Origin of the sequence: Roseibium sp. (assembly GCF_051016195.1) — a bacterium.
GTDB lineage: Bacteria > Pseudomonadota > Alphaproteobacteria > Rhizobiales > Stappiaceae > Roseibium.
In genome coordinates this window covers 6,333,980-6,353,306 of the sequence record NZ_CP134616.1, presented here as the reverse complement: position 1 = coordinate 6,353,306, position 19,327 = coordinate 6,333,980, and the positions used below count along the sequence as shown (strand labels likewise).

Genomic DNA, 19,327 nt, shown 5'->3' with positions numbered 1-19,327 from the left:
TTTTGGTTTTCAGGATCGTGAACCGGCCGCCTTGCTGTTTCTGGCATCAGCTTAACTGGCGATGCGCAAGGGTATGGCCGACTGGACTTCCTTGGCGATTTCACTGATCAGTGCGTCGACTGCCGGGCTGCGCGCACCGTTGCGAACCCGCGCGATGTAGGTGATGTCGGGCGGCGTGGGAAACGCGTTTTCGATCCTGGCGATGTCCGGTGTGACATGGAGCCCGTTCAAGAGGGCGACGCCGAGGCCCGACCTGACCGCCGACTGGATGCCTGCAGCACTCGGACATTCCAGAACGTTTTCGAGCCGGTGTCCTGCGGACTGTCCTTCGGCGAACGCCCAGACCTTGTAGAAGCAGTTGCTGTCAAAGGACAGAAACGGAATGTGATCGCTCAAATCGAGAACCAGATCCGGTGAGCGGACCCAGTGAAGCGTATCTTCGAACAGGATCAGATCTCCGGGCTGGACGTCCTTCTTGAAGATCTGCATCACGGCAAGGTCGAGTTCGCCGGACTGCAGCCAGTCCTGCACGCACAGGCTCTGGCTTGCGCGCGTGTGAACCGTGATCTCCGGGAAGAGGCGCGTGAACCGGCCGAGGATCCGGGCAACGCCACTTGTCGTCGTGTCTTCGGTCATCCCCAGCCTTATCGTGCCTGAAACCGGCCGCTTTCGAAGCGAGGCGAGGGCCTCGTCATGCAGATCGACAATCCGGCTTGCGTAGGTTTTGAGACGTTCGCCGTCTTCAGTCAGCAGCGGTGCTCCCGTGCGCCTGGTCAACAGCTCACAATCGAGGTTCTGCTCCAGCCGGCGGATCTTGTGGCTGACCGCCGACTGGGACACGCAAAGATGTTCGGCAGCCCTTGTGACGCCGCCTTGCTGCACGATCGTCAGCAGCGCGCGAAGAGCATCGATTTCCAAGCGTTCCGGCATGCAGATCTCCGATGACAAATTTAAATCAGATTATGACATACATTCATTTGCGTCATAGAATATATATGCGCTACGGATTTGGAAAGACCTCATTCCACGGAGCGGCACTCATGCATCTCGTCAATGACCACGCGCTGATCGATAACACCCGCATTGCCCACGGCGTCCACGGAAACGGCGAGCCCGTCATCCTGATCCACGGCACACCGTCTTCGTCCCACATCTGGCGCAACATTGTCCCGCCGTTGGTTGCAGCGGGTCACAAGGTGCATGTTTACGATCTCCTCGGTTTCGGGTTGTCGGAACGTCCCTGGAACCCCGAGGTCGATACCTCCGTCACAGGCCAGGTTCCGATACTGGAAGGTCTGCTGCGTCACTGGAAACTGGATGAGTTCCACCTGATCGCCCATGATATCGGCGGCGGCGTCGCACAGCGTTTTGGGGTTCAGTCTCCTGGCCGCCTGCGGTCCCTCACGATGATCGACACCGTGTCTTTTGATTCATGGCCGTCGAGCCGCACCAAACAGCAGATGCAGAACGGGCTGGAGCGCCTCATCAAGGCAGGCGACGACGAACATCGAAAGCATTTTCGCGATTGGCTGCTCAGCACGGTGCATTCACCAGATGGACTGGATGAAACGGCACTGGGCATCTACCTGGACTTCATATCGGGTCCGATTGGCCAGGGCAGTCTTTTCCAGCACCAGGTCCGCCACTATGAGCCGCGTCACACCCAGGACGTTGCAGAAAGCCTGCACGAACTGGGCAGGCTCCCGGTTCAGCTGATCTGGGGTGCCGACGATGCCTGGCAGGTTGTCGACTGGGCGCACAGGCTTCACGAAGCGATCCCGGGATCGGAACTGCATGTGCTTGAAAAGTGCGGACATTTTGCAATGGAAGATCAACCCGAACAGATCTCTGGCCTGCTGGTCGATTTCCTGAACCGGCAAAAGTGATGCGCCGGATCATCGTCACATATTCAAAAGAACGGAAAAACCCATGAAGCTCACCGATTTCAAGGCTCTCACGTTTGACGTCTACGGCACGCTTATCGACTGGGAAAGCGGCATGGTCACCGCGCTCAGACCGCTGACAGACAAGGTCAGCCGCCACCTGAGCCGGGACGATATTCTGGAAGCGCATGCGCATCACGAATCCACCAGCCAGCGCTGGACGCCGGCAAAGAAATACTCCGATCTATTGGGCGTGGTCTATCGGCGTCTTGCCGAAGAATGGGGCGTCGAAGTGACCTGGGAGGAATGCGCGGCCTATGGCCTGTCCGTGCGCCAGTGGCCCGCTTTCGACGACAGCAGGGAAGCGCTCGCCCATCTGAAACAGCACTTCAAGCTGGTCGTTCTGACAAACACCGACAATCTGAGCTTTTCGGGTTCGAACGGCCGTCTCGGTGTCCATTTCGACGGTGTCTACACTGCCGAGGATGTCGGCAGCTACAAGCCGGCTGATCGCAATTTCGAATACATGCTCCAAACGCTCGCCCGCAATGGCATCGCCAAGCACGAAATTCTGCACACCGCCGAGAGCATGTTTCATGATCATGGGCCTGCCAACAAACACGGCCTTGCGAACTGCTGGATCTATCGCCGACACGACAAGGAAGGGTTCGGTGCGACCATGAACCCGGGCGAAATGCCGAGTTACGACTTCCGCTTCGACAGCATGGCGGACTTGGTCGAGGCGCATAAGCAGGAACTGGCCGCCCGATGATCTGCTGGCCCGGGTTTCAGGACGCAGTCAGCGCCAGCGATTGCGCCTCAGGCGTTCATCGATGGGGATGCGCGCGCAGGCGGTGCTCTCCAGGCCTTCGAAAGCGGCGCAATTCTTCAGGTAAATGTCGCCGAAGCGATCACTGCCGATCGGACCGATTTTCAGGAGCGTCACGGCGGGTCCTGCCGCATCAATCGCTTCATGGCCGCTGTCCGGAACGGCGCGTTCGGTCCGCCATAACCGGCATATTTGCCCGTCCGTTGGACGATTTCGAAGAAGAACCCGCCTGCCACCGGCTTGCTGTACATCTGGTAGAAGGCCCCTTGATCATCTTCGTCATAGAGCATGGCGGATTGCTTCAGGTCCTGAAGCTCCGCGTCGTCAAATCCAAATCTGGCGGCAAGGTCATCGTAGTAATTGTCCGGCATCTCCAGCGCACGGAAGCCCGTCGTTTTGAGAGCGGCTGCGGTTTCGAATATGTCGGCGCATGAAAAGGCGATGTGCTGCACGGCGGAGGTGGCGCGGCCCGCGATGAATTGCCCGGCAAGCGTGTCCTTGGACTCTGCACCGTTCAGCGTCAGGCGAAAGCCTCCGTCGGATGCCTCTATCACCTGGCTGCGGACGATGCCGCCGGGGTCGACCACATCGAAGACGGGACGCTTGGTCAGGTCGAACTGAGCCGTATAGAAGAGCGACCAGCTCAGCATCTCTGCATAGTCCATCGTTTGTGCGATATGATCGACCGTCTGAAGCAGTCCGGCGTCCGCGCCGCTTTCAACCGGCTCGAATTCAACATTCCAGATGTCTGCAAGTCCGCTTGGTTCATCGAGGAGATGCATAATCGAACCGCTTGGGGCATGGATCGCCGGCACCGCCATTTCCCTGTCGTTGAGCGGCTGGTGAAAAGGCTCCGCGCCGAGGCGGGTGGCGCGGTCCATGGCCGATGCCGCACTGTCGACGCGCAGGCCTATGTCGCAGACGCCGAGGCCCTGTTTCTCAAAACTTTCGCGCGCGAATCCGCTTTCCTCCTTGTTGATGACAATCCGGATGTCGCCTTGTTGCCAGACGGCAACCGCCTTGTTGATGTGCTGCGCCGCAAGGCGAAACCCCAGCGATGCGAGAAGCTGTTCAAGTTGGCCAGCAGTGGTCTCGTCCGCTGTAAACTCGATGAACTCCACCCTTTCGACGCGGGGGCGTTCGGGCATCGGCTGAACGCCAATCCGGGAATGCGGAGCCTGCCTTTCAACGTCATCGGCCAGCGCCATCAGCGATCGAAACCCGTCACGTGCGATCAATTCGGGACTGCCGCTCCGGAACTGATCGTTGAAAATTTCCAGGGAAACCGGACCGTCATACCCCGTTGCGGCGACGGCCTTCAGAAATCCGGCGACGTCGAGATCGCCTTCTCCGGGCATATTGCGGAAGTGGCGGGACCAGTAAAGAAGATCCATGTCGATCTGGGGAGCGTCGGCGAGCTGAACGAAGAAGATCCGGTCGCCGGGGATCGACTGGATACTGTCCGGCGAAAGCTTTCGCCCCAGCGTATGGAAACTGTCGACGATCAGGCCGACGGTCGGATGATCAGCCCGGCGCACCGCCTCCCAGGCGTCCCGGTGATCGTTGATGTACCGGCCCCATGCGAGCGCCTCATAGCCGACGCGAACGCCGTGCGCCCGGGCAATGTCTCCGAGTTCGGCAAGGTCGGATGCGGCCCGGTCGATCCCTCCAAGTGCCTGCGGGTGGACGCTTGAACAGATGAGAACCAGATCGGTTCCGAGCTTGTTCATCACGTCGAACTTGCGCTTTGCGCGGTCGAAAGCGCGGTTACGCAGGGTATCCGGCAAACCTTCAAAGTCGCGGAGGGGTTGAAACAGCAGAATTTCTAGCCCATGGTCGCGGACCATTTTTCCGATATCTGTAGCGCCACCATCATGTGCGATGAAGTCCTGTTCGAAAATCTCGATCCCGTCGAAACCGGCAGCCGAAATTGCGGCCAGCTTCTGCGGCAGGTCACCGGCAATCGATACCGTCGCGATCGACGTCTTCACCGCGTTGCCCTCCTCCAAAGAACGCTTGAGCAAATGGTATTTCAGAATGTACCAAAAGGTTAAATTGTCAATGATCAAGTCTCAGAAAGACGGTTCAGGCGCGTGAAAAAGAACGAAGGCGAGCGCAAGACGAGCTGGAAACAGGACCCGGAAGGCGTAAAGGCCGACATTCTGGCCGTGGCCACATCCGTTTTCGCCGAAGCCGGCTTTTCGGGTGCACGGATTGACGAGATCATCCGCCGGACAAAGTCGTCGAAGCGGATGATCTATTATTACTTCGGTGACAAGAGCGGCCTTTATACCAAGGTCCTTGAAGCGGCCTACACGCGGCTTCGAACCGGTGAGGGGCAGCTCGACCTGGAGGCTTTACCGCCCCTGGACGCACTTGCAAAACTGGCCGCTTTTACCTTCGATTTTCATCGCGAAAACCCCGAATACATTCGCCTGATCACAATCGAGAACATCCATCACGGCAAACACCTGAAACAGTCCGAGACAATTCCGAAACTGAACAGCCAGATCATTACGGGGCTGGAAGATCTGTGTCGACGCGGTGTCGAGGAAGGCACGTTCAGGCACGACGTCGATCCGCTTGAGCTGCACTGGACCATCTCCGCATTCTGTGTGTTCAACATTTCGAACAGGGCGACGTTCTCGCACCTCTATGGGGATGATCTGTTCACGGAAGCCGGGCAGGAAAGACTGCGCGCGCGCCTGGTCTCCATGGCGCTCGATACCGTGCGGGCAACATAGTACGGGCTGGCGGGATGGCTCAGGCCCGTAGCGCGTTTTCCCGGAGAGCGCAGGCATTCAACCTGCCATGACACCGGGAGAAACCTCGCTGCCGTTTGTCGAAGTTCGGATTAGCTGCAATAGTCGAGAACTGAGCTTGAGTCCCGACCGGCGGCAAGACCGAAAATCTGGAGTTCCAAATGATTGTTTCTGCGCGCGATCTCCGATGCCTATTCATGGCTACATTTATGTTCGCCTGGACTCTGCCGGCTTTGTCCCACGAAGAGGGCCAACTGAAAATTCCGGCAGACGCGTCGCCGGCGATGCAGGCCTTTCTGTCACATCTAAGCGCGGATTCGCTTATGCAGGAACCGGAGGTGGTCGATTGCACCCTCTCGGGCGGCAGCGAGGCGAAGTGCATCAAACTGATCCTCAAGCAGGCACCTGCATATGAACCGGGCCCGTGGTGCCCGGGCAGCATCACCGACGGACCGGAAGCTGCGGGCATCTGGGTCAAGGACGGCAAGGTTTATGACGCCGACGGCGAGTTCGTGAAAAATCTTGCCAAGTTCTACGGTGACCCAAAGTGGAAAATGTACGACCCGGCGACAGGCGAAGTGCTTGTGACCAGATCGTTCGACGCCTGTTATGGAGCCGCACGTGTCGATGTCTGGAAGGAGTATTACTACTACTGTGCCCAGTGTGAAATCGACCAGACAGTAGCGGCTCCGATCAACACGTTTTTCATCCCGCTCGACCCGGTCAAGGCGGAGAAACCCACGCCTTTGAAGGACCAGCCGGGGGCCGGTGTTTCGATGAACGGTGTCAGGTTCGAAGGTCCGGCACCGCTGTCCGCGATCCTCAAGGCCTACAATATCGCGCCATTCGACGATTGCGGCGGGCATGTGAACCCGTTCGCGGGATACCACTATCATTTTGTGACGGGATGTCTTGAAGACATTGCCGACCCCAGCGGACACGCGTCCCAGGTCGGCATTTCGGTCGATGGCCATGGTCTGTTCAAGCGTCTGGACGTTAATGGAAATGAACCGGAGGGCCTCGACGAATGCCGCGGGCATTCTTCGGAAGAACTCGGGTACCACTATCATGCGGCCGAAGTTGGCATGAACAGTATCATCGGCTGCCACACCGGCCAGACCGGGTGCGTTTCCCCGGGTGGAACCCAGACCTGCGACGCTACGAAGAAACACACGCCTCCGTTTCAGTAGAACCGTGGTCAAATGGACGATCCGGCACGCGGAACTGCAATTCCTACCGGGAGCAACAGACAGGAACAAACATGAGCGACAAGGAAGAGGTACGCGAAGCCTCGCGTGCATTTTACGCCGCCCTGAACAGCACGTTCAACAAGGATGCGACTCCGATGCGCGACATTTGGCTACACAGCCCCGAGGTGACGGCCATGCGCCCGAACGGCGGCAGGGAGGTCGGTTGGGACAGCCTCTGGGAGGCATGGCAGCATGTCGCCGATGTGTTCTCCGGCGGCAAGGTCGAACTGACCGAACAGGTCATCGTCACGGACGGAAACTTTGCGTATGAAATAGGACTGGAGATCGGCACCTTTTATCCCGGAGGGGAAACAGTCGAAGTTGCCCACAGGGCGACCAATATCTACCGTCGATCGGCGGAAGGCTGGAAAGTCGTTCACCACCACACGGACAAGTCCGATGGTGCCATGGTCGCCTTCAGTCACTTGGAGACTTAGCGCAAATCAAGACCGGACAGGTGACTTGCACACCGTTCCTTCAAAGCGGTGGCGCCGGTGTTTCCTGCAGGCCCAGATGCAACTCGTCGCCTTCATAGGGATGTGCGCGGGCTATGTCCTCGTTGAGGTCTGCGCCGAGACCCGGTTCCGTCGACGGGATGACATAGCCGTCTTCCCAGCGGATCGGCGTTTTCAGGAGATCGGCATAAAACCCGTCGAACGTGCGGATCGATTCCAGCACCAGGAAATTGGGACTGCAGGTGGCCAATTGGACATTGGCGAGGGCGATCAGCGGCCCGCAGTAGAGATGCGGCGCGACCTGGGCTGAATGACACTCGGCCATCGCTGCGATTTTCTTGGCCTCCAGCAGGCCGCCGACGCGCCCGAGATTCATTTGCAGGATGCTGGCGGCCTTCGTTTCAAGAACGCGGGAAAATTCGTACTTGGTACACAGGCGCTCGCCCGTCGCCACGGGGATGGACGTGAAGCGAGCAACCTCGGCCATATCCTCCGGTTTTTCCGGCGGGATCGGTTCTTCGAACCAGAGCGGGTCGTAGGCCTCCAGCCGCCGGGCCATGCGTTTGGCGCCGGAGACTGTGAACTGGCCGTGAGTGCCGAACAGAAGATCCGCCCTGTCCCCGACGGCCTCCCGGATCGCGCGGCAGAACGCTTCCGAACGGTCCAGGTCCTGAAGGCTCGGCTGGTGCCCGTCATAGATCGTGTAGGGTCCGGCCGGATCGAACTTGACAGCAGTGAAGCCTTTCTCAACGGCTGCGACAGCTGCCTGCGCGGCGATGTCCGGATCGTTATAGACATTGGGTTTGCCCGGGTCCGGGTAGACGTCCCCGGCCTCGGGATAGAGATAGGTGTAGGAGCGGAGCCTGTCGTGAACCCTGCCGCCCAGCAGTTCATAGACGGGCTTGCCTGCCGCCTTGCCGACAATGTCCCAGCAGGCCATCTCCAGCCCGGACAGCACACCCATCACCGAAACATCCGGGCGCTGCGTATAGCCGGCCCCATAGGTTCTGTGCCACAGCTTCTCGATATGATGCGGATCCTGGCCTTCAAACTGCCGCCTGAAAACATCCTTTGCCATCTCGGCCACGAGGTGCGGCCCGAAGGTCGCGTTGTAGATCTCGCCATAGCCGGTGACACCGCAGGCCGTCACCAGCTTGACGAAGATGAAGTAGCGGCCGCCGTGGCGCGGCGGCGGATTTCCGACGACAAAAGTCTCGATTTGGTCGAGTTTCATGGACTGGTCTCAACTCGCGTTGCTGATCGTGATCGACTTCACCTTGGTATAGGCATCCAGTCCTTCCCAGCCTTTTTCGCGGCCATATCCGGATTTCTTGTTGCCTCCGAAGGGCAGTTCGAGACCTCCGGCCCAGTAGTCGTTCACCGATACCTGGCCGCAATCCATTGCGTTGGCAATCCGCATCGCGCGCCCGACATCCCTTGTGTAGACGCTCGCAATGAGCCCGAATTCCGTTCCGTTTGCAAGCCGGATGGCTTCTTCCTCGGTTTCGAAATTCTGCACGGACAGAACGGGCCCGAAGATTTCGTCCTGCACGGCCGGATCGTCGGGACCGAGATCGGCAATGACCGTCGGTTGGAAAAACCAGCCCTTGCCGGTGTCCGCGTCGGTCGTAACGCCGCCGCCGGTCAGAAGGTTTGCCCCACGGGCCTTCGCCGCATCGACATGCGCCTTGATGCGTGACAGGTGCAGTTCTGAATTGATGGCGCCCATGTCCGGCGACGACAGTCCGTGTCCGGGTCGGATGGATTTTGCCCGTTCTGCCAGGATCGCAAGCACGTCGTCACGGATCGCCCTGTGCAGGATCAGCCTGGATCCGGCGGAACAGATCTGGCCCGAATTGGAGAAGATCGCCCAGTAGGAGCCGTCGGCCACCTTTTCCGGATCGGCATCCTGAAATGCTATGAGGGGAGACTTGCCGCCAAGTTCCAGTGTGAGCCGGGTCACATTGGGCGCGGCCATCTGTGCGACATTGATGCCCGTTGCGACCGAGCCCGTGAAGGTAAGCTGCTTGATCCGGGGATCGCGCGCCAGTTGCGCCCCGACGTCGGCCCCAAGACCAGTGACCACATTCACCAGACCTTCCGGAACACCTGCCTCGCACAGAAGCTCCGCCATCACCAGCGCCGTGAAAGGGGTGGTTTCGGCAGGTTTGGCAACAACGGAACAGCCCGCGGCAAGAGCGGGGGCGACACCGCGTGCGAAAGTCGAGGTCGGATAGTTCCAGGGAATGATGTGCCCGGTGACACCGACCGGTTCGCGCACCGTGAAGGCGGTGTGGTCCGGCCCGAGGTTGACGGACCGGCCGTCGAGCTTGTCGGCAGCTCCGGCATAATATTCGAACAATCGTGCGGAGGACTGCACGTCGCCCTCAGCTTCGGCGAGGGTCTTGCCGCTATCGACAACCTCGATGACGGAGAGGCGCTCGGCGTTTTCGCGGAAGAGGCGGGCGACATTATTGAGGATCGTGCAGCGTTCCCCCGGCGCGACGTGACGCCAGTGGGCGGCCGCCTTTTCCGCCGATGCGATGGCCTTGTCCATGTCGGCCGTATCCGCGAGCGAAAACTCTGCAAACGCCTCGGCTCTGCCTGGATCGAAACTTTCCATTTTCCGGGGCGACGGTGGTGTTGTCTTGCCGTTGATGAAATGGCCCTCGGGCAGGGAGGGCAACTTGCCGGTGTTCAGGTATTCGCGGGCGATGGTCTGGGCTGTCATGTTGCGGCTCGTTTCCGGTCTTGCAGGATCAGGTCCGCCCCTTTGAGGGCGAGCATCATGGTCGGGGCATTTGTATTGCCAGAAGTGATGTTGGGAAAGGCTGAGGCGTCAACAACGCGCAGGCGGTCGACGCCGTGCACGCTGAGGCGGCTGTTGACGACGGCGGTCTTCCGATCATCACCCATCATGCAGGTCGAGACCGGATGATAGACGGTGCTCGCCCGATCCCGGAAATCGGCAAGCAGTTCGTTGTCTGCGAGAGTCTCGAGATGCGGCGCGAGCGAGGTATCGACAACGCCGCGCATCGACTGGCTGCCCATGATTTTCTGGCAGAGCCGGCCACCGGCAATCACCGCCTGCCGGTCTTCCTCGGTGCTGAGCGAATTCGGCTGAATGCTTGGTGGGACAGCGGGATCTGCACTTCTGATTTCGATACGCCCACGGCTTGTTGGCCGGGTCGGCTGCGCGCAGATGATGAACCCGTCGAAAGGGTCGAGCGCCAGCCTGGTTCGATCTCCGCTCTGTGCCATGCGGTAGCTGATCGGGTTGAAATAAAGCTGCTGGTCCGGCCGGTCCATGTCCGGATCGGATCGCAGGAAACCGCCGCATTGGTTGACCGAAAGGGCAAGCGGACCACGTCGGGTGAGGACGTATTGCAGGGCAGCCCGAACCTGGCCTGCAAGCGGCCGCAGAACGGAATTCAGCGTGCTCTCCCTGGCTCGGAAGGTATATGTGGCCGCGAGGTGATCCTGGAGATTGGCACCGACATTGTCGTTGGCGCAGATCACCGGGATCTTGAGGGACTGCAGCAGGCGGGCTGGACCGATGCCGGAGACCTGCAGCAGATGAGGAGACCCGATTGCGCCGGCGGAGAGAATGACTTCGTGCCGGGCGGCGACCCGCTCGCCGCTCGCAAGCAAGACACCGTTCGCCGTGTTTCCCTCAAGGAGAATGCGGCTTACCTGGGCATCGGTGCGAAGCACAAGATTGCGTCTCGCAAGCACAGGCCGCAAAAACGCACGCGCGGAAGAGCAGCGCTCGCCATTTCGCGTGTTAATGTGATAGACGCCGCCGCCTTCTGGACCCGCACCGTTGAAATCGTGCGACCTCGGCAAACCGGTATCTCGAAGCGCGGCGAAAAAATACTGGTTCAGCCTGTGGATCTGGCGTGATGTATCCTGAACATGGATTGCACCAGAACCTGTCGTTTCACCTTCTGGCCCAACCTTTGTTTCCAAGCGTTCGAAAACGGGTTTGACGTCGTTCCAGCCCCATCCGCGCGCACCGGCGCTTTCCCAGTCGTCGAAGTCGCCCGGAAGACCGCGGCAATAGACCATGGCGTTGATCGAGCCGGATCCGCCGAGCATTTTGCCGCGCGGCCAGGAAATGCTGCGCCCGTTTAGCCCGCAATCCGGGTCGGTTTTGAATTGCCACGTGTGCTTTGCGCTGGTGACAAGTTTTGCGTATCCGAGTGGCATGCGAACCCAGGGCGACGCATCATTTCCACCTGCTTCCAGCAGCAGAACGGAGATCTCGGGATCGGCGCTCAGGCGTTCAGCCAGAATGCATCCGGCTGATCCGGCACCGACAATGATGTAATCGAAAGTCTGCATCGCTTTATCGCCAGACGACTGTTGCCTGCCGCGAGTTTCATCGAATTCCCCAAAACACTGAAACGAAAAAAAATTTGGCAATACATCGAAAATTTTTGTAGGAAGGCATTGCTTGCAAACACAAAAGCCCGCATATGCGCGCTAGAGAACACCGATGTCCTACAGTCTTCCACCCTTGCCCTGGTTGCGCGCGTTCGAGGCCGCCGCGAGGCTTGGAAACTTCACGCGGGCCGCAGAAGAACTGCTGCTCACGCCGGCGGCTGTCAGCTATCAGGTCCGGCAACTGGAACAAAAACTCGGCTTTCCGCTCTTTGACAGGGTGCACCGGGAACTGGTCCTGACGAGACTCGGCCAGACCTACCTGCCGAGCGTCGAAAAGGCGTTCTCGGACCTGTCCATCGCAACTGTTTCGGTGTTCGGAGAACGCGACCGCCAGCCGGTGCGGTTTCGGTGTCTCAACAGTTTCGGTCATCTCTGGATGATCCCCAGGTTGAGGACTTTTCAGGAAGCGTTCCCGGACATCGAATTGCAGATGATCTCCGCCGCATGGGCGGAGGCTCTTCAGCCGGACCTGTTTGAAATCGACATTCGCTTCGGGGATGGAAGCTGGACGGACGGACATGTTGAATTTCTGCTCAACGATCCGATTGTGCCTGTGTGTCATCCCGGCCTCGCGCTAGGCGCGAAGGAAAGGGACCTGCCGGCCCTGGCCAAAGCGCCTCGTCTTGACATCATGGGGGTCGTCGATACCTGGGAAAGTTTTTTCAGGACCTTTGATTATCCGGTGCCCCAGCGCACGGGTCTCCAGGTCGACCAGACACTGTCCGCACTGGAGCTTGCGGCCCTTGGCCACGGACACGCGCTTGTTTTGCAGAGCCTCGCGCAACCCTATCTTGACAGTGGCCGGCTGATCTTCTCGTCCAGCCGCAGGATCAAGAGCCGTCACAGCTACCATCTGGTGACCTCCGGGCCCCGCCCGGCTCTCGGTCCGGACGCTGCGGTTTTCTGCGAATGGCTGATCGACGAGCTCGGCAAGACCAGCGGTCAATGACGAAAGCCGGGGGACCAGGTTCGTCAGTCGACGGAAAAGGTGAACTCAAACAACCTTTCGATCGGATCGAGCGGTTTGGGATCATTGTAGCGGTTGATGTCGAGAAGGCCCGCCTGAACCGCGTTCTGGGCGTTGAGCTCGGATTGGATCAGGTCAATGCTCTCCCAGAACCGCGGATCGGTCCGCCTGATGCCGTAAGCCGCAATCACGCCGAGATAATCCCGCTGGCTGCGGATTGCTCTGACATCGGTCACAAAGTCAGGCACCTGTTCGGCCCTCATCCTGAAGATGAAATTCGGGTAGCTGCTGAACTGCTCCTTGACGATCGTGAGTTCGTCCTGTTCCGGCTCCCGTCGCAGATCTTCGTTGAAGATGAAGGCGACGTTGCTGTGCGCCATGTCATGCGCGATCGTGAAGACGTCCCGCGCATCGCCGTTTTCGACCACGAGAACCGACACATCGGGCATGAACTTCGCCCACGGTGCCGGCTGGTTGCTCAAGCTGCTGAGCTGGCCGGCGGCAGATGCCTTGTCGGCGCATTCATCACCGCTGCAGCGATTGATCGGATCGGCTACCGGCCAGAGCCTTGGCGCAATCGTCAAAAGCCGCGTCAGAAACTCCGTCTTTGGCCTGTCGGTTTGAAAGCGGATGCCCGTTGGAGTCGTGTCGTCGATCGGGCTTTCCTTCCACAGATCCAGGAGATTGGCCAAAGGCCCCTTGTACCAGCTGTCGTGAAGGGCGTCGCGCCGGTCCGCCGGCAGGAAGTAGAGGAACATGCGCTCGCCTTCCCGGCGGAGATTGTCCATGTACATGCGTGTGGTGAGCTGGTGCTCGACATTGCCGAACACATCGAAGCCGGCCACCAGATCGTAATAGATCCGCTCAAACAGCGGGAAGTCCATCACCCAGGCAGTCTTGGGGATCGCACCCTCGAAGCCGGTGACCACCGATGCGGACGAGAAATTCCTGTAAATCGTGAGGCGTGCATTGGTATTGGTACCGTCGCCGTCCCAGATGTCCGAATAGTCGAGGCCACCGTTTCGTGAGGCTCTTTTCGCGTAGCGCTCCTGCCGGAAGGCCTGGTACTTGAGCGGTCCAACCAGCAGAAAGCTCTTTAGCCGTTCCGATATCTTGTCGTCCGAAAGCGCGACGGGCAGCTCAAGGACCGGAATGGCGTCGGCGAGAAAACTCGGATCGGTAACGGAAAGGTCCGCATCGGGATCGAGGAAGGAAACCCAGAAACGGTCCTGGATGACATTCACCGCAACCTGTCCGTAACAGACCGGACCCCTGATGAAGGTGCGGACAAAGAAAAGCGCGTCATCGAGAAGGAACTGGTACCTGCTGCGCGGCGGAATCGCCTGGAAGGTCGAGAGCGGGTTGCCGCCGGCCTCCTTCGAATAGGGGGGCAGTGTCTCAAGATCCCAGTCCTGTGCGAGGAACAGATCCCGATAACGCGCCAGCCGCTCGGGCCCGATTTCATAGACGATGTGTTCCTTGTGCAGGATCGTGCCGTCGATCTGAATGAGACGGTAGAAGAAGGGCCCTTCAGGGTCGTCGAACGGGCGCCTGGAGGGGATTTCTTCGTGCGGGCGACCCACAGGGGTGCGCGATCGGATGATCCTGAAAAAGCGCCTCGGATCGTCGCCTTGAATGCGCAGATGCGCAAGGAACAGGTGCTCGTAGATGTAACGCGCAACCAGCCTGGACCGCAGAGTGTCGGTGTTGAGGAACGTCTCGATCTCGTCCACGCTGTCGGCGACCTTGCCGGGAATTGCAACTGTCTCACGCCCGGCAGGAGACCCCGCTGCTGCCCAGGCGATCAGTGTTTCATAATCCTGATCCGGCAGTGGCGCGGTCCCGAATGGCATGCCGCCGTGTCTGTGGTCGGAAAGATAGTCCTCGATCTCTGAAGGTGACGGGCAACTGTTGCGTCTCAGCGGGCTGATGTTGAGCTCGTCGGGGAGCGCTGCGCCAAGCTCGAATTTCTGCCGGCGTCCCGCCTTCAGAAATTCTTCCAGAACGGAAGTGCGTCCTTTTTCTGCTGTTACCGGAAAGAAGCCCTTTTGGCGCCACTCGGGAACAGTCGTTGCGTCGATGCCAAGGCGTGTGGTCGGCGCATCTTCCAGCCGTTTGGAATCGTAGACCCTGGCCTTGGTCGCTCCTCGCTGCCAGCCGTCAGGCGAGGACAGTTTCAACTGGCAGGGGGCGTCGTAACACCCGTGACAAACAACGCAGCGTTTGTTCAAGGTGTCCTGCACGCCCGACTGCGGGCCGCTGACTGCCTCGCTGGCCAGGGCCTCATTCGCGTCTTCAGAAAGCCCGCCGAGGTATATCGTGACACCCAACACCGCAGCGAAGGCCGGTCTCGCTGCGTTCAGGATCCTGTGCTCAATAGCCCGCCGCATTCCGCCTACTGAGCCTCGTCTTCTTTCGCCTTCGTGGCCGCTTCCGGAGGTGGGGCTTCGGAACCCTTGTAGGCATAAAGGTAGCACCAGGCCGCATAAGCGGTAATGGCACCGACGATGCTCGCCCAGCCCGTGTTACCTGCCGCAAATTCGACGATCGTCCAGCCGCCGCAAAAGACAACAAGCGCGACTCGCCGCCACAGCGGATCGAGCCAGGGGTGTTCAGCCGGTCCCAACACAGTTTCGCCTTCCTTTTGGGTCATCTGGATTTAATCATGTCATCAGTCCTGCCCGGGCTGTCAAGGGCCAGAGTTGACGTCGGGGGAGTTCCAAGAGCTTGCAAAAACAAGCGAAACTTACGCGAAGAAAGTCGATTTTCGTCTTGAAGTTGGCATCTGAACGCGGGAAGGTGACGTCCTTGTTTCAGTTCAACACCGGGTTTCAGTCAACGGGAGCTGGCGGTCCGCGATGCTAACAGCGCTAGATCTCCTGACAGCAAACGATACACCGGGCCAGCATGCTCCTTCCTACTATGCCGCCACTTCAAACTGGAAGACGGCCAACCCGCCACTCGATGGTTCCCTAAATGCTCAGGTCTGCGTGGTCGGTGGCGGTTACACCGGGCTATCGGCAGCGTTGCATCTGGCAGAACGCGGCATCGATGTTGTGCTTCTTGAAGCCAACAGGATCGGCTGGGGGGCGTCCGGCCGCAACGGCGGTCAGGTCGGATCCGGCCAGCGCGTCGAGCAGACTGTTCTGGAAGAACGGCACGGCAAGGCGCATGCGAGGCTGCTCTGGGATCTTGCAGAACAGTCCAAGGCGCTCGTTCGTGAACTGATTTCCCGTCATGCGATCGCGTGCGACTATGCACCTGGTATTCTGCACGCAGATCATCGCAAGTCTTATGTCGAAGAAAGCCGGGACTATGTTGAACATCTCCGGCTTGCCTACGGATATGACGACATTCGCTTTGTCGACGGCGATGAAATCGGAGACCTTGTGGGCAGTCCGCGTTATTTCGGCGGGTCGCTCGACACGGGAGCAGGACACCTGCACCCGCTCAATTTTGCGCTTGGATTGGGCCGCGCAGCGGAGGAGGCGGGGGCAAGGATCTTCGAAGAGACGAAAGTTACAGGGATAGACGGCAAGGGCAGCGGCAGGATCACGGTCAGAACGGGACAGGGCGATATCGCTGCCGATCATCTCATACTTGCCTGCAACGGATATCTTGGCAGGCTCGATCGGCAGACCGCCTCGCATGTCATGCCCATAAACAATTTCATCGTTGCGACGGAACCGTTTTCGGATGAGAAGGCCGAACGGGTCATTCGCAACAACGTGGCTGTTGCCGACAGCAAGTTCGTGATCAACTATTTCCGGTTGTCCGCCGATAAGCGTCTCTTGTTCGGTGGCGGCGAAAATTACGGCTACCGTTTCCCGCAGGACATAAAATCCTTTGTGCGCTCCCCCCTGGAGGAGATATTTCCTCAGCTCAAGGATATCGGTCTGGACTACGGCTGGGGTGGGACGCTGGCCATAACGCCGAAGCGCATGCCCTATTTTGCGCGTCCCGCACCCAACATACTGACAGCTTCCGGCTACTCGGGACACGGCGTTGCCATGGCGACGCTTGGAGGCCAGATCCTGGCCGAGACCGTGGCCGGAATGGCGGGGCGCTTTGATGTCTTTGAAAAACTGAATATTCCGGCGTTTCCCGGCGGCGACCGTCTTCGTTTTCCGCTCCTGGTTCTTGCAATGACCTGGTTCTCGCTCCGCGACAGGCTGGGGATCTGAGATGCTGCAGCAAAGCAGGGCGCCGCGAGAAGCCATCGGCAGCTACTGGGAGGCAAGTGTCGAGGAGCCGCGCGCAGACCGGCAATTGATGGGCAACGCACTCTTTGACGCTGCCGTCATAGGGGCCGGCTACGCGGGCCTCAGCGCGGCCCTGAAACTTGCGCAAAGCGGCATGTCCGTCTGTGTGCTGGAGGCGGAGCGCGTCGGTTTTGGTGCATCCGGGCGCAATGGTGGCTTCTGTTGCCTGGGCGGAACGACGCTCGATCATCGCCAACTGATCAGAAAGTTTGGCCTGGATGAGGCGCGCCGGTTCGTTGCCTACCAGGTCGCCGGAATAAACCTTGTCGCGCAGAGGCTCGAAGCCTGGGGTGTCGATGTGGATCGTCATTCACGCGGCGAAATCTACCTTGCGCATCGGCCATCGGACGTTGCCGGCTTGAAATCGGAAGCATCCTTCCTGAAGGAAAATTTCGGGATGAAGGCACGCGTTCTCGCCAAGGAAGAACTGGCCGGGGAAGGTTTTGGCGGCAATTGTTTCCATGGCGGCTTGCACGTACCGTATGGCTTTGCTCTCAATCCGATGAAGTATGTTCTTGCGCTTGCAGACGAGGTGCGAAAAGCAGGCGGCAGTATATTCGGCAAGTCGCCGGTCACAAAGGTGGCCAGGGACAGTGAACGCTGGCAGCTGGAAACCGAACATGGATACGTCCGTGCTAGAAATGTGGTCCTTGCCGGGAATGGGTATGCAAGGGAAAACGCTCCAAAATGGCTTTATGGCCGGACGCTTCCGGTGATGTCCTCGATCCAGGTGACCCGTCCGCTGAGCGATGGAGAACTGGCCGATCAGGGATGGATATCCGATACCATGGCGGCCGATACCCGGGTCCTGCTGCATTATTTCCGGCTGTTGCCGGATCGTCGGTTTCTGTTCGGGACACGCGGAGGAATTTTCGACGCCGAACCTGCGCTGACAACCATGCGCAAGCGGGCGCGCACCGACTTCGAAACCATGTTCCCGGCATGGGCGGATGTGGAGACCGAGTACAGCTGGCACGGAAACGTCTGCATGGCGCGCAGGCTCACTCCCTTTGTCGGCGCGGTGCCGGGAATGGAAGGGGTCTATGCAGCGCTTGGCTGGCATGGCAGCGGGATCGCCATGGCGTCTATCTCCGGCGAGAAGCTCGCCGGATTGATCACTGGAGCGCTAAGGGAACAGGATCTGCCAGCGCCGATTCAGCAGCCAATGAAGAAGTTTCCGTTGCCGCTGTTCCGCAAGTTCTATCTGCAAGCGGCGTACTGGCTTTACGCCTGGAAGGATCGCTAACGATTAGACAACCGGTCCAGGCGTTGAGAGCGGGTCACTGCACCTTGATGACGTACCTGTTGCTGACGTTCCTGATCTTTGCAGTTCCGTAAGTGTGCATGTTCATGACGAACCTGACACGGAATACATCTTCGCCGCGGAAACCTCGGTTCGGCTTGTAGACCACAAGTGTGCCCTTGACGGTTTTACCGGCACTGCGGCCCGCCTTTTCGCTCAGCTTGCTGGTAACCTGCTCGAAGGAAACAGTGCCGTTTTTCGGTTCCTGCGTCACTTTCATCTTGGGAATTGTACCGCCCTCGCACAGCGGGCCGTAGGTCGCATGAGCACCAACCACGGATGTTTTGTTGGCCGGAACTGTTTCCCGGATTGTGTCCGCCTGGGCGAAAGCCGGAGTGAGAAAAAGAAGGGTGGATACCAGAAGGGAACGCATCGTCTTTCCTTGTTATTTTATACAATGATGTAGTGCGTATTGAATACCCTTAAAGATTGCAATCCGGTGCAACGCGAAGATTTTGAATTTCGAGGGGCGTGTTGCAGATGCGCAACTTTTGATAGCATTCACTCATTGCAAGAGCTTGAATTTTCAAAAGGACACGTGGAACCGGTCCGGGAACGGCGCTCCTTTGCTCGATGTCAATGCCGCGCTGAGCCGATTGCGCTTGCCTCTCCGGATCAAGGAGCGGAAAATTGGCAGCATCGACGAAACACGACCTTCTGGTTTTGGCGCGGGCGGAATACCGGAAACTGGCTTCCATTCTGGACATGCTTCCCGAAACTCTGAGGCTCGTGGCCGATGACGATGGTGTCTCACCCAAGGATGTTGTCGGGCATAGGGCTCATTGGATCGAGCTGTTCAAGGGCTGGTATTCTGAAGGTCAGTTGGGCAACCCGGTTCATTTTCCCGCCGAGGGTTACAAGTGGAACGAACTCAAGCGCTACAATGCGGATCTTCGGCGGCGGCAATCAAAGATGAATTGGGACGACGCCGTCGCTTTGTTGAACCTCAGGCACGGAGAACTTCTGGAATTCATAGAAAGCCTGTCTCAGGCGGATCTGTACGATGGCCCGATGAAGGGCGGCAAAAACGCCTGGACGACCGGCCGCTGGGCGGAGGCCGCCGGTCCAAGTCACTACAGGTCGGCGGCAAAGTATCTAAGGCAACGGATCAGGGCGTCACAACAGGTCAAGAAGTGAAATGCTCACCTGTCTCGTGATGGCATTCCGAGC

Annotated in this window: 18 protein-coding genes; 9 read left to right on the top strand and 9 right to left on the bottom strand. The window is 59.0% G+C overall.

Translation table 11 applies throughout. The annotated features are described in order from the left end of the window. Window positions 1–51: 51 nt before the first annotated feature. Entirely contained in the window at window positions 52–930 is an 879-nt protein-coding gene (locus tag RDA78_RS28810; RefSeq protein ID WP_434053172.1) for a LysR family transcriptional regulator, read from the bottom strand. Window positions 931–1,040: 110 nt separating this feature from the next. On the opposite strand from RDA78_RS28810, the gene RDA78_RS28805 reads away from it, so the two are divergent. Further along, a complete protein-coding gene (locus RDA78_RS28805; RefSeq protein ID WP_434053171.1) occupies window positions 1,041–1,886 on the top strand; it encodes an alpha/beta fold hydrolase in 846 nt (281 codons plus the stop codon). Between the two features lie 43 nt (window positions 1,887–1,929). Beyond that, a complete protein-coding gene (locus RDA78_RS28800; protein ID WP_434053170.1) occupies window positions 1,930–2,655 on the top strand; it encodes a haloacid dehalogenase type II in 726 nt (241 codons plus the stop codon). Between the two features lie 27 nt (window positions 2,656–2,682). Here RDA78_RS28800 and RDA78_RS28795 read toward each other — a convergent pair whose 3' ends face one another. Next, window positions 2,683–2,829 (bottom strand): hypothetical protein, encoded by a 147-nt coding sequence (locus RDA78_RS28795; RefSeq protein ID WP_434053169.1) that lies wholly within the window; start codon window positions 2,827–2,829, stop codon window positions 2,683–2,685. Next, entirely contained in the window at window positions 2,826–4,703 is a 1,878-nt protein-coding gene (locus tag RDA78_RS28790; RefSeq protein WP_434053168.1) for a bifunctional sugar phosphate isomerase/epimerase/4-hydroxyphenylpyruvate dioxygenase family protein, read from the bottom strand. Before RDA78_RS28790 ends, RDA78_RS28795 begins: the two co-directional genes overlap by 4 nt. 102 nt (window positions 4,704–4,805) lie before the next feature. Here RDA78_RS28790 and RDA78_RS28785 point away from each other — a divergent pair, with 102 nt between their 5' ends. From RDA78_RS28785 to RDA78_RS28775, 3 genes are all read left to right on the top strand, one after another. Next, a complete protein-coding gene (locus RDA78_RS28785; protein ID WP_434053167.1) occupies window positions 4,806–5,456 on the top strand; it encodes a TetR/AcrR family transcriptional regulator in 651 nt (216 codons plus the stop codon). Window positions 5,457–5,671: 215 nt separating this feature from the next. Continuing rightward, window positions 5,672–6,664, top strand: a complete 993-nt coding sequence (locus RDA78_RS28780) for a YHYH protein (RefSeq protein WP_434053166.1) — start codon at window positions 5,672–5,674, stop codon at window positions 6,662–6,664. A gap of 71 nt (window positions 6,665–6,735) precedes the next feature. Next, window positions 6,736–7,161 (top strand): YybH family protein, encoded by a 426-nt coding sequence (locus tag RDA78_RS28775; protein WP_434053165.1) that lies wholly within the window; start codon window positions 6,736–6,738, stop codon window positions 7,159–7,161. A 40-nt stretch (window positions 7,162–7,201) separates the two neighbouring features. Here the strand turns inward: RDA78_RS28775 and RDA78_RS28770 are convergent, their stop codons facing one another. From RDA78_RS28770 to RDA78_RS28760, 3 genes are read right to left on the bottom strand one after another with little or no spacing between them, the layout of a single operon-like run. Next, complete coding sequence (locus RDA78_RS28770) at window positions 7,202–8,413, bottom strand: mandelate racemase/muconate lactonizing enzyme family protein (RefSeq protein ID WP_434053164.1); 1,212 nt, start codon at window positions 8,411–8,413, stop codon at window positions 7,202–7,204. A 9-nt stretch (window positions 8,414–8,422) separates the two neighbouring features. Next, window positions 8,423–9,910, bottom strand: a complete 1,488-nt coding sequence (locus RDA78_RS28765) for an aldehyde dehydrogenase family protein (RefSeq protein ID WP_434053163.1) — start codon at window positions 9,908–9,910, stop codon at window positions 8,423–8,425. Further along, the gene (locus RDA78_RS28760; protein ID WP_434053162.1) at window positions 9,907–11,523 is read right to left on the bottom strand and encodes a GMC family oxidoreductase; all 1,617 of its coding nucleotides are present in this window, start codon (window positions 11,521–11,523) and stop codon (window positions 9,907–9,909) included. Before RDA78_RS28760 ends, RDA78_RS28765 begins: the two co-directional genes overlap by 4 nt. Window positions 11,524–11,677: 154 nt before the next feature. On the opposite strand from RDA78_RS28760, the gene RDA78_RS28755 reads away from it, so the two are divergent. Next, on the top strand, window positions 11,678–12,574 hold the full coding sequence (locus RDA78_RS28755) for a LysR family transcriptional regulator (protein WP_434053161.1): 897 nt from the start codon (window positions 11,678–11,680) through the stop codon (window positions 12,572–12,574). Between the two features lie 23 nt (window positions 12,575–12,597). Here RDA78_RS28755 and RDA78_RS28750 read toward each other — a convergent pair whose 3' ends face one another. Beyond that, the gene (locus RDA78_RS28750) at window positions 12,598–14,982 is read right to left on the bottom strand and encodes a fatty acid cis/trans isomerase (RefSeq protein ID WP_434053160.1); all 2,385 of its coding nucleotides are present in this window, start codon (window positions 14,980–14,982) and stop codon (window positions 12,598–12,600) included. A gap of 5 nt (window positions 14,983–14,987) precedes the next feature. After that, a complete protein-coding gene (locus RDA78_RS28745; RefSeq protein ID WP_434053159.1) occupies window positions 14,988–15,245 on the bottom strand; it encodes a hypothetical protein in 258 nt (85 codons plus the stop codon). Between the two features lie 205 nt (window positions 15,246–15,450). Here RDA78_RS28745 and RDA78_RS28740 point away from each other — a divergent pair, with 205 nt between their 5' ends. Continuing rightward, entirely contained in the window at window positions 15,451–16,776 is a 1,326-nt protein-coding gene (locus tag RDA78_RS28740) for an NAD(P)/FAD-dependent oxidoreductase (protein WP_434053158.1), read from the top strand. Between the two features lies 1 nt (window position 16,777). Further along, window positions 16,778–18,100: an NAD(P)/FAD-dependent oxidoreductase gene (locus tag RDA78_RS28735; RefSeq protein ID WP_434053157.1), complete on the top strand. Its 1,323-nt coding sequence runs from the start codon at window positions 16,778–16,780 to the stop codon at window positions 18,098–18,100. Between the two features lie 34 nt (window positions 18,101–18,134). On the opposite strand, the gene RDA78_RS28730 is transcribed toward RDA78_RS28735, so the two are convergent. After that, on the bottom strand, window positions 18,135–18,530 hold the full coding sequence (locus tag RDA78_RS28730) for a hypothetical protein (protein WP_434053156.1): 396 nt from the start codon (window positions 18,528–18,530) through the stop codon (window positions 18,135–18,137). 257 nt (window positions 18,531–18,787) lie between these two features. Between RDA78_RS28730 and RDA78_RS28725 the strand changes: the two genes are divergently transcribed. Further along, entirely contained in the window at window positions 18,788–19,294 is a 507-nt protein-coding gene (locus RDA78_RS28725) for a ClbS/DfsB family four-helix bundle protein (RefSeq protein ID WP_434053155.1), read from the top strand. Window positions 19,295–19,327 lie beyond the last annotated feature (33 nt).

Bases quoted from the DNA above. Each gene is read 5' to 3' on its own strand.
- RDA78_RS28755 (WP_434053161.1), top strand. From the start codon at position 11,678: ATGTCCTACAGTCTTCCACCCTTGCCCTGGTTGCGCGCGTTCGAGGCC.
- RDA78_RS28800 (WP_434053170.1), top strand. From the start codon at position 1,930: ATGAAGCTCACCGATTTCAAGGCTCTCACGTTTGACGTCTACGGCACG.
- RDA78_RS28780 (WP_434053166.1), top strand. From the start codon at position 5,672: ATGGCTACATTTATGTTCGCCTGGACTCTGCCGGCTTTGTCCCACGAA.
- RDA78_RS28745 (WP_434053159.1), bottom strand. From the start codon at position 15,245: ATGACCCAAAAGGAAGGCGAAACTGTGTTGGGACCGGCTGAACACCCC.
- RDA78_RS28740 (WP_434053158.1), top strand. From the start codon at position 15,451: ATGCTAACAGCGCTAGATCTCCTGACAGCAAACGATACACCGGGCCAG.
- RDA78_RS28805 (WP_434053171.1), top strand. From the start codon at position 1,041: ATGCATCTCGTCAATGACCACGCGCTGATCGATAACACCCGCATTGCC.
- RDA78_RS28775 (WP_434053165.1), top strand. From the start codon at position 6,736: ATGAGCGACAAGGAAGAGGTACGCGAAGCCTCGCGTGCATTTTACGCC.
- RDA78_RS28810 (WP_434053172.1), bottom strand. From the start codon at position 930: ATGCCGGAACGCTTGGAAATCGATGCTCTTCGCGCGCTGCTGACGATC.
- RDA78_RS28735 (WP_434053157.1), top strand. From the start codon at position 16,778: ATGCTGCAGCAAAGCAGGGCGCCGCGAGAAGCCATCGGCAGCTACTGG.
- RDA78_RS28760 (WP_434053162.1), bottom strand. From the start codon at position 11,523: ATGCAGACTTTCGATTACATCATTGTCGGTGCCGGATCAGCCGGATGC.
- RDA78_RS28770 (WP_434053164.1), bottom strand. From the start codon at position 8,413: ATGAAACTCGACCAAATCGAGACTTTTGTCGTCGGAAATCCGCCGCCG.
- RDA78_RS28765 (WP_434053163.1), bottom strand. From the start codon at position 9,910: ATGACAGCCCAGACCATCGCCCGCGAATACCTGAACACCGGCAAGTTG.
- RDA78_RS28750 (WP_434053160.1), bottom strand. From the start codon at position 14,982: ATGCGGCGGGCTATTGAGCACAGGATCCTGAACGCAGCGAGACCGGCC.
- RDA78_RS28730 (WP_434053156.1), bottom strand. From the start codon at position 18,530: ATGCGTTCCCTTCTGGTATCCACCCTTCTTTTTCTCACTCCGGCTTTC.